12 protein-coding genes and 1 tRNA gene are annotated in these 13,716 nt (G+C 71.5%); 10 read left to right on the top strand and 3 right to left on the bottom strand.

What is annotated here, in order from left to right; all coding sequences use genetic code 11:
* The first annotated feature begins 28 nt into the window (after positions 1–28).
* The 10 genes from hutI to V8J39_RS06680 all read left to right on the top strand — a co-directional run bounded on the left by hutI (position 29) and on the right by V8J39_RS06680 (position 11,674).
* Positions 29–1,231 carry an imidazolonepropionase gene (hutI, locus tag V8J39_RS06725; protein WP_336460066.1) on the top strand — a complete coding sequence of 401 codons (1,203 nt, stop codon included), beginning with the start codon at positions 29–31 and terminating at the stop codon, positions 1,229–1,231.
* Entirely contained in the window at positions 1,228–2,757 is a 1,530-nt protein-coding gene (hutH, locus tag V8J39_RS06720; protein ID WP_336460065.1) for a histidine ammonia-lyase, read from the top strand. Before hutI ends, hutH begins: the two co-directional genes overlap by 4 nt.
* Entirely contained in the window at positions 2,758–3,558 is an 801-nt protein-coding gene (hutG, locus tag V8J39_RS06715; RefSeq protein ID WP_336460064.1) for an N-formylglutamate deformylase, read from the top strand.
* Complete coding sequence (gene hutU, locus V8J39_RS06710) at positions 3,555–5,240, top strand: urocanate hydratase (protein ID WP_336460063.1); 1,686 nt, start codon at positions 3,555–3,557, stop codon at positions 5,238–5,240. Before hutG ends, hutU begins: the two co-directional genes overlap by 4 nt.
* A gap of 106 nt (positions 5,241–5,346) precedes the next feature.
* Positions 5,347–5,886, top strand: coding sequence for a HutD/Ves family protein (locus V8J39_RS06705; RefSeq protein WP_336460062.1), 540 nt, complete (start codon positions 5,347–5,349; stop codon positions 5,884–5,886).
* The gene (locus V8J39_RS06700; RefSeq protein WP_336460061.1) at positions 5,883–7,253 is read left to right on the top strand and encodes a formimidoylglutamate deiminase; all 1,371 of its coding nucleotides are present in this window, start codon (positions 5,883–5,885) and stop codon (positions 7,251–7,253) included. Before V8J39_RS06705 ends, V8J39_RS06700 begins: the two co-directional genes overlap by 4 nt.
* A 32-nt stretch (positions 7,254–7,285) precedes the next feature.
* Positions 7,286–7,984, top strand: a complete 699-nt coding sequence (locus tag V8J39_RS06695; RefSeq protein WP_336460060.1) for a UTRA domain-containing protein — start codon at positions 7,286–7,288, stop codon at positions 7,982–7,984.
* Between the two features lie 132 nt (positions 7,985–8,116).
* Positions 8,117–9,865 (top strand): glycerol-3-phosphate dehydrogenase, encoded by a 1,749-nt coding sequence (gene glpD / locus V8J39_RS06690; RefSeq protein ID WP_336460059.1) that lies wholly within the window; start codon positions 8,117–8,119, stop codon positions 9,863–9,865.
* A 73-nt stretch (positions 9,866–9,938) separates the two neighbouring features.
* Positions 9,939–11,438, top strand: a complete 1,500-nt coding sequence (gene glpK, locus V8J39_RS06685; protein WP_336460058.1) for a glycerol kinase GlpK — start codon at positions 9,939–9,941, stop codon at positions 11,436–11,438.
* A 159-nt stretch (positions 11,439–11,597) separates the two neighbouring features.
* Positions 11,598–11,674, top strand: a tRNA-Arg gene (locus V8J39_RS06680).
* Between the two features lie 30 nt (positions 11,675–11,704).
* Here the strand turns inward: V8J39_RS06680 and V8J39_RS06675 are convergent.
* Genes V8J39_RS06675 through V8J39_RS06665 form a run of 3 tightly spaced genes read right to left on the bottom strand, consistent with a single transcriptional unit; the run spans position 11,705 to position 13,615 of the window.
* Positions 11,705–12,790 (bottom strand): tyrosine-type recombinase/integrase, encoded by a 1,086-nt coding sequence (locus tag V8J39_RS06675; protein WP_336460057.1) that lies wholly within the window; start codon positions 12,788–12,790, stop codon positions 11,705–11,707.
* On the bottom strand, positions 12,787–13,041 hold the full coding sequence (locus tag V8J39_RS06670) for a DNA-binding protein (RefSeq protein ID WP_336460056.1): 255 nt from the start codon (positions 13,039–13,041) through the stop codon (positions 12,787–12,789). The genes V8J39_RS06675 and V8J39_RS06670 overlap by 4 nt, the downstream gene beginning before the upstream one ends.
* A gap of 1 nt (position 13,042) precedes the next feature.
* Positions 13,043–13,615, bottom strand: a complete 573-nt coding sequence (locus V8J39_RS06665) for a hypothetical protein (protein WP_336460055.1) — start codon at positions 13,613–13,615, stop codon at positions 13,043–13,045.
* Positions 13,616–13,716 lie beyond the last annotated feature (101 nt).

Below are 13,716 nucleotides of genomic sequence, written 5' to 3'. Positions count from 1 at the left end.
TATGTATATACATATTGCAGGGGGCATCATGACATCCGGCGTCTGGACCAATGCGCGGATCCTGACCATGGCCGAGGGAGCCGAACCGATCGCCGCGGGCGCCGTCGCGGTCGAGCGCGGCCGCATCGCCTGGGTCGGTGCCGAGGCCGACCTGCCGCCCGATTTCAGCGACCTGCCCGTGACCGACTGCCAGGGCCGCTGGCTGCTGCCCTCGTTCGTCGACTGCCACACCCACCTCGTCTTCGCCGGCAACCGCGCGCGCGAGTTCGAGATGCGCCTCGACGGGGCCAGCTACGAAGAGATCGCGCGGGCAGGGGGCGGCATCGCCTCGACGGTGAGGAACACCGCCGCCGCCACCGAGGACCAGCTGGTGGCCGAGGCGCTGCCGCGGCTGGACGCGCTGCTGTCCGAGGGCACCTCGAGCATCGAGATCAAGTCCGGCTACGGCCTGTCGATCGAGGCCGAGATCGCGATGCTGCGCGCGGCCCGCCGCCTCGCGGGGCTGCGGCCGGTGCGCATCACGACAAGCTGGCTCGCCGCCCATGCGACGCCGCCCGCCTACAAGGGCCGCAACGCCGACTACATCGCCGAGGTCGCGATCCCGGGGCTCGAGGCCGCGCATGCCGCCGGGCTCGTCGATGCGGTCGACGCCTTCTGCGAGCGCATCGCCTTCACCCCCGACGAGCTTCGCCCACTCTTCGACCGCGCCCGCAGCCTGGGCCTGCCGGTGAAGCTGCATGCGGAACAATTGTCGAATTCGAACGGATCGGCCTTTGCCGCCGGGTATGGCGCGCTCAGCGTTGACCATATCGAATATCTCGATGCGGACGGCGTCGCGGCGATCCGGGCCTCGGGCACGGTCGCGGTGCTGCTGCCCGGCGCCACCTACGCGATCCGCGAAACCCAACACCCGCCGGTCGCCGCCCTGCGCGCGGCCGGCGTGCCGATGGCGCTCGCGACCGACCTCAACCCCGGCTCGTCGCCGCTCGCCTCGCTCTTGCTGACGATGAACCTCGGGGCCACGCTCTTTCGCCTGACCGTGGCCGAATGCCTTGCCGCCACCACGCGCGAGGCCGCCCGTGCCGCCGGTCTCCTGCCCGAGACCGGCACGATCGAGCCCGGCAAGAGCGCCGACTTCACCCTGTGGGACATCGGCAGCCCGGCGGAACTGGTCTACTGGATCGGCTTCCGCCCCGCCCATACCCGCATCTTCCGCGGAGAGATCGCATGATCACCCTGACCCCCGGCAGCGTCACGCTGGCGCAGCTGGAAGCCATCTGGCGCGACGCGGCGCCTGCGCGGCTGTGCCCCTCGACCGCGCCGGCCATCGCCCGCGGCGCCGCCCGCATCGCCGAGATCGCCGCCGGGACCGAGGCTGTCTATGGCATCAACACCGGCTTTGGCAAACTCGCCTCGATCCGCATCGACGCGGCCGACGTGGCGACGCTGCAGCGCAACCTGATCCTGTCGCATTGCTGCGGCGTCGGCGCGCCGCTGGGCCACGCCGAGGTGCGGCTGATCATGGCGCTCAAGCTGATCTCGCTGGGCCGCGGCGCCTCGGGCGTGCGCCCCGAGGTGACTGCGCTGCTGGAGGCGATGCTGGCGCGCGGGGTGATGCCGGTGATCCCGGAACAGGGGTCGGTCGGCGCCTCGGGCGATCTCGCGCCGCTGGCGCACATGGCCGCGGCGATGCTGGGCGAGGGCGAGGCCGATGTCGACGGCCAGCGCCTGCCGGCGCGCGCGGCGCTCGGGCGCGCGGGGCTTTCGCCGGTGACGCTGGCCGCGAAGGAAGGGCTGGCGCTGATCAACGGCACCCAGACCTCGACCGCGCTGGCGCTGGCGGGGCTGTTCGGCGCGCATCGCTGCCTGCAGACGGCGCTGGTCACCGGCGCGTTGTCGACCGATGCCGCGATGGGCTCGACCGCGCCGTTCCATCCCGAAATCCACACCCTGCGCGGCCATGCCGGCCAGATCGCCACCGCGGCCAGCCTTGCCGCGCTTCTGGACGGCAGCCAGATCCGCGCCAGCCATGCCGACGGCGACGAGCGCGTGCAGGATCCCTACTGCATCCGCTGCCAGCCGCAGGTCGACGGCGCCGCGCTTGACCTGATCCGCCACTGCGCCCGCACGCTGGAGGCCGAGGCGAATGCCGTCACCGACAACCCGCTGGTGCTGTCGGACGGCTCGGTCGTGTCGGGCGGCAACTTCCATGCCGAGCCGGTGGCCTTCGCCGCTGACATCCTCGCGCTCGCGATCGCCGAGATCGGCTCGATCGCGCAGCGTCGCGTGGCGCTTCTGGTCGATCCCGCGCTCAGCTTCGGCCTGCCGGCCTTCCTGGCGGCGAAACCGGGGCTGAACTCGGGCCTGATGATCGCCGAGGTCACCTCGGCCGCGCTGATGAGCGAGAACCGCCAGCGCGCGCACCCGGCCTCGATCGATTCGACGCCGACCTCGGCCAACCAGGAGGACCATGTCTCGATGGCCTGCCACGGCGCCCGCCGGCTGGGCCCGATGGTCGCCAACCTCGAGGGCATCCTGGGGATCGAGGCGCTGTCGGCCGCGCAGGGCATCGAGTTCCGCGCCCCGCTCGCCACCTCGCCGGGGCTTCAGGCGGTGATCGCGGCGATCCGTTCGAAAATCGACAGCCTGACCGAGGACCGCTTCATGGCGCCCGACCTGAATGTTGCAAAAGTGATGGTATCGAGTGGCGAGATCATCGCCGCGGTCGCCGATCTCCTGCCCGGGCTGGAGGGCTGAATGACACAGGTTGTCACCGTCGAGCGGGGCGATGGCCCGCTGGTGCTGGGGATGCCGCATGTCGGCACCTGGCTGCCGCCCGAGATCCTCGCCGATCTGAACGACCGCGGCCGCGGTCTCGACGACACCGACTGGCACATCGAGCGTCTCTACGCGGGCCTGCTGCCCGCCGCGACGGTGGTGCGGGCGGGGTTCCACCGCTATGGCATCGACGCGAACCGCGATCCCACGGGCGAAAGCCTTTATCCGGGGCAGAACACCACCGGGCTCGTGCCGCTGACCGATTTCGACGCGAACCCGATCTGGACCCGCGCCCCCGACTCCGCCGAGATCGAGCGCCGCCGCCAGCTGTTCCACGCCCCCTACCATGCCGCGCTGGCGGCCGAGATGCACCGCGTGCGTGACCGGCACGGGGTGGCGATCCTGTATGACTGCCATTCGATCCGCAGCCATATTCCGTTCCTGTTCAACGGCAAGCTGCCCGATCTTAATGTGGGCACCGCCCATGGCACCACCTGCGCGCCCGAGATCGAGGCCGCGGCGATGCAGGCGGTCGGCGGCACCGACCACGTGCTGAACGGCCGGTTCGTCGGCGGCTGGACCACGCGCCACTGGGGCCGCCCCGCCGAGGGCTTCCACGCGATCCAGATGGAGCTTGCGCAGTCGACGCATCTCGTCTCGGAGACCCAGCCCTTCGCCTACGACCCCGCCAAGGCCGCCAAGCTGCGGCCGGTCCTGAAAGACCTTCTCGAAGCCATTGCCGGGCTGGCCCCCGCGCTTGCCAAAGGACGTGCACAATGACCGATCCGCGCCACAACGCCCGCGACATCTTCCCCGCCACCGGCCCCGAGATCACCGCCAAAAGCTGGCTGACCGAGGCGCCGATGCGGATGCTGATGAACAACCTGCATCCCGACGTCGCCGAGCGGCCGCACGACCTGGTGGTCTATGGCGGCATCGGCCGCGCCGCGCGCAGCTGGGCCGATTTCGACAAGATCGTCGAGACGCTGAAGACGCTGGAGGATGACGAGACGCTGCTGGTGCAGTCCGGCAAGCCCGTGGGCGTGTTCCGCACCCATGCCGACGCGCCGCGGGTGCTGATCGCGAATTCGAACCTCGTGCCGAAATGGGCCAACTGGGAGCATTTCAACGAGCTCGATCGCAAGGGGCTGATGATGTACGGCCAGATGACCGCCGGGTCCTGGATCTACATCGGCGCGCAGGGCATCGTGCAGGGCACCTACGAGACCTTCGTCGAGGCCGGCCGGCAGCATTATGGCGGCGATCTGAAGGGCAAGTGGATCCTGACCGGGGGCCTGGGCGGCATGGGCGGCGCGCAGCCGCTGGCGGCGGTGATGGCGGGGGCCAGCTGCCTGGCCGTCGAATGCGACGAGAGCCGGATCGATTTTCGCCTGCGTACCCGCTATGTCGATGAAAAGGCACGCACTCTCGACGAAGCTCTGGCGTTGATCGAAGAGTGGTCGGCCAAGGGCGAGGCGAAGTCGGTGGGCCTTCTGGGCAATGCCGCCGAGATCTTCCCCGAGCTTCTGGCGCGGATGAAGCAGGGCGGTCCGCGCCCGGCGATCGTCACCGACCAGACCTCGGCCCACGATCCGATCCACGGCTACCTGCCGCTGGGCTGGTCGCTGGGCGACTGGCGCGCGAAGCAGGAGACCGCGCCGGACGAGGTCAACCGCGCCGCCCGCGCGGCGATGCGCACCCATGTCGAGGCGATGGTCGGCTTCCACGATGCGGGCGTGCCCACGATCGACTATGGCAACAACATCCGCCAGATCGCGCTGGAGGAAGGGTTCGAGCGTGCCTTCGCCTTCCCGGGCTTCGTGCCGGCCTGCATCCGGCCGCTGTTTTGCAAGGGCATCGGGCCGTTCCGCTGGGCCGCGCTCTCGGGCGATCCCGAGGACATCTGGAAGACCGACCAGAAGGTGAAGGAGCTGATCCCCGACAACCCGCACCTGCACAACTGGCTGGACATGGCGCGCGAGCGCATTGCCTTCCAGGGCCTGCCGGCGCGGATCTGCTGGGTCGGCCTCGGCGACCGGCACCGGCTGGGCCTCGCGTTCAACGAGATGGTGGCGAAGGGCGAGCTGAAGGCCCCGGTCGTCATCGGCCGCGACCATCTCGACAGCGGCTCGGTCGCCAGCCCCAACCGCGAGACCGAGGCGATGCGCGACGGGTCGGACGCGGTCAGCGACTGGCCGCTGCTGAACGCGCTGCTGAACTGCGCGAGCGGCGCGACCTGGGTGTCGCTGCACCATGGCGGCGGCGTCGGCATGGGCTTTTCCCAGCACGCGGGCATGGTGATCTGCTGCGACGGAACCGAGGCGGCGGCGCGGCGGATCGGCCGGGTGCTGTGGAACGATCCGGCCACCGGGGTGATGCGCCATGCCGATGCGGGCTATGACATCGCGCGCGACTGTGCCATCGAACACGGGCTGCGCCTGCCCGGGATCCTCGGGAACTGACGCGCGATCAACTCCTTTCCGGAGGGGGCCCGCCCCCTCCGCCCTCCCGAAGGATGTGCCAGATGTTCCATCGCCACCGCCCCGCAGCCCCGACCGGAGGGCGTGCATGAGACATCTGCCCGCCGACGGCTATGCCGAGCAGCCCTGGGTCAACGGCGGCGGCGTCACGCGCGAGATCGCGCGCGCCGCCTCGCCCGAACCGGCCGCGCCCTTCGACTGGCGGCTGTCGATGGCGCCGGTCATGGCCACGGGGCCGTTCTCGACCTTCCCGGGCATCGACCGCACGCTGACGGTGATCGAGGGCGCGGGGCTGGTGCTGGCGATCGGCACCGACGAGGCCGAGGTGCTGCTGCCGGGCCGGCCCTTCGCCTTTCCCGGCGACGTGCCCACCCATGCCGCGCTGATCGAGGGGCCGATCACCGACCTGAACGTGATGACCCGGCGCGGCGCCTTCGCCCATTCGGTGACGCCCGCCCGCGACCCCGCGGCGCTGCAGGGCCCCGGCGCGGTCTTCGCGCTTGAGCCGATGCAGGTCGACGGGGTGATGCTGGGGCGCTTCGACACGCTGATGCTCGACCCGGGCGACGAGGTCGCGACCGGCCCCGGCGCCTGCCTTCTGATCCGGCTGGAGGCCGTGACGACATGACCGAGATCTGGGCCGAGACCGCGCTGCTGCCCGGGGGCTGGGCCGCCGACGTGCTGGTGCGGCTGGACGACGCCGGGCGGATCGCCGCGGTGACCCCGGGGGCCGAGGCGCCGGCGGGCGCGGCGCGGCGCGGCGCGCTGCTGCCCGCGCCGGTGAACCTGCATTCCCACGCCTTCCAGCGCGCCATGGCCGGGCTGACCGAGGCGCGCGGCCCCGATCCCGCGGACAGCTTCTGGACCTGGCGGCGGCTGATGTACCGCTTCCTCGATCAGCTGGGCCCCGACGAGGTGCAGGTGATCGCGGCCTATGTGCAGATGCAGATGGCCGAGGCCGGTTATGCCGCGGTCGGAGAGTTCCACTATCTGCACAACGCGCCCGGGGGTGGCGCCTATGCCGACCGGGCCGAGCTGTCGGGGCGCATCGCCGCCGCGGCGGCCGAGACCGGGCTGGGTCTGACGCTGCTGCCGGTGTTCTACCAGTACGGCGGCTGCGACCTGCGCCCGCTCGCGCCCGGGCAGGACCGGTTCTTCAACACGCCCGAGACCTTCGCCGCGCTGCATGACGGCGCCGCCCGCGCGCTGGCCGCGCTGCCGCCCGACGCCCGGCTGGGCATCGCGCCGCATTCGCTGCGCGCGGCCGACCCGGCGGGGCTTGCGGCGGTGCTGCCGCTGGCCGGGGACGGGCCGGTGCATATCCACGTGGCCGAGCAGCAGGCCGAGGTCGACGAGCTGATCGCGCACCGCGGCGCGCGCCCGGTCGAGTGGTTGCTGGCGAACGCGCCGGTCGACGCGCGCTGGTGCCTGATCCATGCCACGCAGATGGTGGCAGAGGAGACGCTGGCGATGGCGGCCTCGGGCGCGGTGGCGGGGCTGTGCCCGATCACCGAATCGAGCCTTGGCGACGGGATCTTCGACGGCGTCCGGTTCCTGGGCGCGGGCGGTGCGATCGGGATCGGGTCGGACAGCAACATCCGGATCTCGCTGTCCGAGGAGCTGCGGACGCTGGAATATTCGCAGCGGCTGCGCGACCGGGCGCGGGCGGTGCTGGCCACGCCCGAACGCTCCACCGGCCGGCGGCTGTGGGAGGCGGTGGCGGCGGGCGGCGCGCAGGCCGCCGGGCGCGCCTCGGGCGCGATCGCGCCGGGGCTCTGGGCCGATCTCGTGGCGCTCGACACCGGGGCGGGAGAACTGCTGGGCCTGTCGGGGGACCGTCTTCTCGACAGCTTCGCCTTCCAGGGCGACGACCGGCTGGTCAGCGACCTGTGGTCGGCCGGGCGCCACATCGTCACCGGCGGCCGCCACGTCGCCCATGCGCCGATCACCGCGCGCTACGGCGCGCTGGTCACCCGGCTGAGGGGGCTGCTCTGAGCGGGGCGGCCGACAGCCCGGCGCCCGAGCGGGTGCTGGCCTCGTGGCAGGCGATCCGCGACGAGGTGCTGCGGCGCATCCGCGACCGTGCCTGGCGCCCGGGCGACCCGATCCCGAACGAGGCCGACCTCGCGGTCGAATTCGGCTGCGCCCGCGCGACGGTGAACCGGGCGCTGCGCGAGCTGGCGCAGGCCGGCGTGCTGGAGCGGCGCCGCCGCGCCGGCACCCGCGTTGCGCTGGCGCCGGTGGGGCGGGCGGGGATGAAGATCCCGGTGCTGCACCGCGACGTGGTCGAGGCCGGGCGCCGCTATGGCCACCGGCTGATCCTGCGCGAGGTCTGCCGCCCGCCCGCCGCCATCGCCGCGCGCATGGGCCTGCGGGCGCAGGCGACGGCGCTGCACGCGGTCTCGCTGCACCTGGCCGACGACGCGCCCTTCGCCTTCGAGGATCGCTGGATCGACCCCGAGGTGGTGCCCGCGATCCTGGCCGTCGATTTCGCCGAGGTCAGCGCCAACGAGTGGCTGGTCGAGAACATGCCCTTCTCGGAGGGCGACATGCGCATCGCGGCGCTGCCCGCGCCGGCGGATGCCGCGCGCCAGCTCGGCGTGCCCGAGGGCACGGCGCTGCTGGCGGTCGAGCGCACGACCTGGCGCGAGGGCCGCGCCATCACCCATGTCGCGCAGATGTTCGCGCCCGGGCACTGGATGACGCTCGACCTCGTGACAGGGTGACGCGGCGCCGCACCCGGCGAGGCTTTGACATTCCGGCGCGCCTCCGGTCAAAGGGAGGGGGGCCCAAGGAGTGCCGAGATGACACAGCCAGACCCCGGGACCCGGACCGAGCCCCGGAGCGCGCCCGGACCCATGCCCGGGACAGCCGCCGGAACGGTCGCCGGAACCGGGACCGGACCCGAGACCGAGGCGCCGGTCGATCTGTTCGTGATCGGCGGCGGCGTGAACGGCACCGGCATCGCGCGCGATGCCGCCGGGCGCGGCCTGTCGGTGCGGCTGGCCGAACAGGGCGACCTGGCGCAGGCGACCTCGTCGGCCTCGACCAAGCTGTTCCACGGCGGGCTGCGCTATCTTGAGTATTTCGAGTTCCGCCTGGTGCGCGAGGCGCTGGAGGAGCGCGAGACGCTGCTGGCGGCGATGCCGCACATCAGCTGGCCGATGCGCTTCGTGCTGCCGCTCTCGCCCGAGATGCGGTTCGACAGCGACACGCCCACCTCGCGGCTGCTGTCGCGGATCATGCCCTGGATGAAGGGCCGGCGCCCGGCCTGGCTGATCCGGCTGGGCCTTGCGCTTTACGACCGGCTGGCGCCGCGGGCGACGCTGCCGGGGACGCGCGTGCTGGACCTGCGCGCCGATCCGGCCGGGATGGCGCTGCAGCCGCGCTTTGCCCGCGCCTTCGAATATTCCGACTGCTGGGTGCAGGATGCGCGCCTTGTCGTGCTGAACGCCCGCGACGCGGCGGCGCGCGGCGCCGAGATCCTCGTGCGCACCGAGGTGACCGAGGCGCGGCGCGTCGGCGACCTGTGGGCCGTGACCACGGTCGGCCCCGGCGGGCGGCGGCGCCACATGGCGCGCGCGCTCGTCAATGCCGCGGGTCCCTGGGTCGAGAAGGTGCTCAAGGACCGCATCCACACCCCCTCGTCCGAGGGCGTGCGGCTGGTGCGCGGCAGCCACATCGTCACCCGCCGGCTGTTCGGCCACGACAAGTGCTATTTCTTCCAGGGCGAGGACGGGCGGATCATCTTCGCCATCCCCTACGAGCAGGACTTCACCCTGATCGGCACCACCGACAAGGACCACACCGGCGCCCCCGGCAGCCCGGTCTGCACCCCCGAGGAACGCGACTATCTCTGCGCCTTCGCCTCGCAGTACTTCCGCCGGCCGGTCACGGCCGAGGACGTGGTCTGGACCTATTCCGGGGTGCGCCCGCTTTACGACGACCACGCGATGTCGGCGACGGCGGCGACGCGCGACTATGTGCTCAGCCTTGACGCGACCGATGGCGGGGCGCCGGTGCTGAACGTCTTCGGCGGCAAGATCACCACCTTCCGGCGGCTGGCGGAACGCGCCGTCGACAAGTTCGCGCCCTTCTTCACCATGGGCCCGGCCTGGACCGCGCGCGTCACCCTGCCGGGCGGCGATTTCGGCCCGGCCGAGCAGCCCGCGGTGATCTCGCGCCTGCGCAGCGACTATCCGTTCCTGACCGAGCCCTGGGCCGAGCGGCTGGTGCGCCATTACGGCACCGAGGCGCGGGCGATCCTGGGCACCGCGACGGCGGCCGAGGACCTGGGCCGCGATTTCGGCGCGACGCTGACCGAGGCCGAGGTCGACTGGCTGATCACCCGCGAATGGGCCCGCGCCGCCGAGGACGTGATCTGGCGGCGCACCAAGCTGGGGCTGCGGCTGTCGCCTCTGCAGGTCGACGTGCTGCGCGGCTTCATCGCCGAGCGGCTGGCCGCGATCGAGGCGGAGGCCGCGGGCAAGGCCGCCCTTGCCGCCGCCGCCGAAGCCGGGCTTGGCGGGGCGGGGCCAGGCGGGGCAGGGCCGCAGGAGGCGACCCCGTCCGCCGCCGATGGACACGGACGGCCGAAGGGAACCTGATCCGTCCGCCGGGCGCTGGGTCGGTGCGCGCCCGGCGCAGGGGCGGGCGCACCGAGGGCACGAGGGAGGACAGATGCCGCATATCCTAGCCATCGACCAGGGCACGACCTCGTCGCGCGCGATGATCTTCGACGAGACGATGCAGGTCGTCGCCTCGGCGCAGGAGGAATTCCCGCAGATCTACCCGCGCTCGGGCTGGGTCGAGCACGACCCCGCCGACCTGTGGTCGACCGTCGCCGGCAGCTGCCGCGCCGCGATCGAGCGCGCGGGCATCGACCCCGAGGGCATCGCCGCGATCGGCATCACCAACCAGCGCGAGACCACCGTGGTCTGGGACCGCGAGACCGGCCGCCCGGTCGCCAATGCCATCGTCTGGCAGGACCGCCGCACGGCCGATCTGTGCGCGCGCCTGGCCGGCGAGGGGTTCGAGGAGGTGGTGCGCGACAAGACCGGGCTGCTGCTCGACCCCTATTTCTCGGCCACCAAGCTGGCGTGGATCCTCGACACGGTCGAGGGGGCGCGCGACCGGGCCCGCGCGGGCAAGCTCGCCTTCGGCACGGTCGACAGCTACCTGATCTGGCGGATGACCGGCGGCCGGGTGCATGCGACCGATGCCACCAATGCCTGCCGCACGATGCTGTACGATATCTCGCATCACCGCTGGTCGCGCACGATCTGCGACCGGCTGGGGATCCCGATGTCGATGCTGCCCGAGGTCCGCGACACCAACGGCGATTTCGGCACCACGCGGCCCGATCTCTTCGGCCGGCCGATCCCGATCCGGGGCGTGGCCGGCGACCAGCAGGCGGCGACGCTGGGGCAGGCCTGCTTCCGGCCCGGGATGCTGAAATCGACCTATGGCACCGGCTGCTTCGCGCTGCTCAACACCGGGCCCGAGCGCGTGACCTCGTCGAACCGGCTGCTGACGACGATCGCCTACCAGCTTGACGGCACGCCGACCTACGCGCTCGAAGGGTCGATCTTCATCGCCGGCGCCGTGGTGCAGTGGCTGCGCGACGGCCTGCGCTCGATCCGCGAGGCGCGCGAGACGCAGGCGCTGGCCGAGGCCGCCGATCCCGAGCAGGACCTGGTGCTGGTGCCGGCCTTCACCGGCCTCGGCGCGCCTTGGTGGGCACCGCAGGCGCGGGGTGCGGTCTTCGGGCTGACGCGCAATTCGGGCCCGGCCGAGCTGGCGAAGGCGGCGCTGGAAAGCGTGGGCTACCAGACGCGCGACCTGCTCGAGGCGATGAACCGCGACATCGCCGCCACCGGCCAGGCGCGCCGGGCGGGGGACGTGCTGCGGGTCGATGGCGGCATGGTCGCCTCGGATTACGCGATGCAGTTCCTGTCCGACATCCTTGGCGCCGATGTCGACCGGCCCGAGGTGATCGAGACCACGGCGCTGGGCGCGGCCTGGGTCGCGGGCATGGCGGCGGGGCTCTATCCCGGGCCCGAGGAATTCGCCCGCGCCTGGAAGCTCGAGCGGCGCTTCACGCCGGCGATGGACGCGCCGACCCGCGCCGCGCGCTACGCCCGCTGGGGACGCGCCGTGCGCGCGACGATGGAGGTCTGAGCGCCGCGCCCGCCCGGGCCGCGCCCGCCTGCCGGACACTCTGGCGTCGGACCCTCGGGCGCCGGAGGCTTGGGCGCGGCCGCCGGCGGGCCGGGACGGGTGGCGAGAAGGTGCATTGACTTGCACTTGCCCTCTGCATGATACACCTTCGCCAGGAATGGGCCGTTAGCTCAGCTGGATAGAGCAGCCGCCTTCTAAGCGGCCGGCCGGGGGTTCGAGTCCTCCACGGCTCGCCATTCACCAAAACGTCCACTGATTTTGTTGGATTATTTGCCGATTTTTGGCAACCGGCGCGCTTCGGTTTCCAATTTCTGTTCCTCTTCCGGTCCAGAAAGCAGCCTGCGCCGCTCGGCTGCCTTCGAATATCGCTCGACTTCGGAGAGCGTATCGTGCCCGGTCCAGGCGGCGATCTGGTGCGTCGTTGCGCCGGCTTCTGCGAGGTACGTGGCGCGTGCCTTCCGCAGACCGTGGGCGGTCTTCTCGGAGACGCCGGCCTTCCTTGCCGCGGCGGCGAACCACTGGCTGAAGGCCTTCACAGATCTGGCCGCCCCGCGCTCGGTGATGATCCACGTCATGTGGCGGGGCGCGGCGTCGATGCAGGCCTTGAGCCTGTCGAGGTCGTGGGCCGAGTCCGCGGCAAAGGGCGGGAGGGCGCGGTCGAATGGTACCGCCACCTCGCCGCCGGTCTTCTGCTGCCGAAAGACAAGCCATCCCTTGTAGTCGACCATCCCAGGGCCGAGCCTGACCGCGTCGGACGATCGGGCAGCGGTCCAGTAAATCAGCTCCATCGCCAGACGCTGTGCCGTCTCGATCGCCCAATGCCTTCGGAAGGCCTCGACATCGGCTGCTGTCCAGACCACGTGCCCGTCTGTCTTCGGCATCGTGCGGCGCTCGGCGTTGAGACCAGCGTCGAGCTGGCAGAGGCCTTTTGCCTTGCACCACTTCGTCAGGCCGCGCCACGCCTTCAACCGGTTGTTCGAGGCGAAGGGCGCGAGGACCGACAAGTCGCCTTCCACGTGGTCTGGCCGCAGGTCCGCCAGCCGCGTCTCCCCCCAGAGATCGGCGATCTTCGACAGGATCCGTCGGCGGTCGTCGCGGGTCGCCTTGGAGAGCGCAAGGAAAGCGTCGCTCTTTTGGTAGGCGATGATGGCGGCGGCGATCGATCCGGAGGCGACCGGGCGGCCCTTCTGCGCCGGCTTGGCATCCCGCATGGCGCGGGCGTAGGCGTCGAGGAACTCGGGGCTGTCGAGCGGCGAATCTGGCAGGCGCACCAGCTTCTTCCCTGGCACTGCCAGATAGCGCAGGACGAGCCCGCTCGGCTTGCGGATCGTCTTGATATGCTTGAGCCTCACGAGCGACCCGTGAGCTTGCGCAGCACCGCGTCGCATGTGTTCTCGCCCCGCTGTTCGGCTTCCCCTTCCTTCGGCAGGTTGCTGGCGAAGTCGTCGAGGTCAAGGCGATCGTAGAGCCGCTTGCTGTTGAGGGTCACGCGCGGGATGTCGAGCGTCCGCAGCAGGCTCTCGGACACGCCCAGGTAGGCCGCCGCAATGGGCGACGGCAGCAGGCGTGGCGCAAAGGTCATCTCGTGCCGCTGGCGGCCCATGTCAGACCTCCTTCGGCCCGGCGGCACCGGTGACGGGCCGCAGCTGGTCCACCCAACGCTCGCAATTGTCCCATGCCGCCTCGGCCGCGAAGCTGTCGTGGCGGCGGATGGCGGCGCGGAGGCGGTTGAAGTCCCGCAGCATGGTTTGCGCGCGAGCGCCGTCGACGAACGGTTGGTCTCCCATCACCCGAGAAGGTGGCCGCGGCGGCGATCGTCGCGTGAGGGTGGCAAAGACCGGCTCGCCCTTTACCACCGCATTCAGCACGCGCGCGATGGCCTCGTCGATCGGCTCGACTGGATTCTCGTCTGCGATGTCCTCGCCCTTCCAGGGCTCGCCCGGCGTGTGCGCGCGAATGCAGTCGATTGCCGCGCGGAGCGCCTCGTCGCGCCCGCGATCCGCATTGATCGCCTCGCAGATCACGCGCAACAGGCGCTCCTGAACGGCGACCGTCCGCAGCTCGTCCATCTGCCCCATGATCAGCACCTGGCCGGCGAATTGCCCGCTCTCGGCGAGCAGGTGGACTGTGTTCCCGACGACGCTGGACCGGTGGCCCATCTCGGCTTTGATCTTCATGCTGTCCCTCCCGAGATCTCGTAGTCTTTCAGCCCGAGGCGCCTTGCGGCCCGCGCCGCGGCTTCTTGGCTGGCGCAGGGCCACCAGCGGCCCGTCTTCGT

It is taken from the genome of Frigidibacter sp. MR17.24 (assembly GCF_037095655.1).
GTDB lineage: Bacteria > Pseudomonadota > Alphaproteobacteria > Rhodobacterales > Rhodobacteraceae > Frigidibacter.
This window is presented reverse-complemented; position numbering and strand designations above follow the sequence as displayed.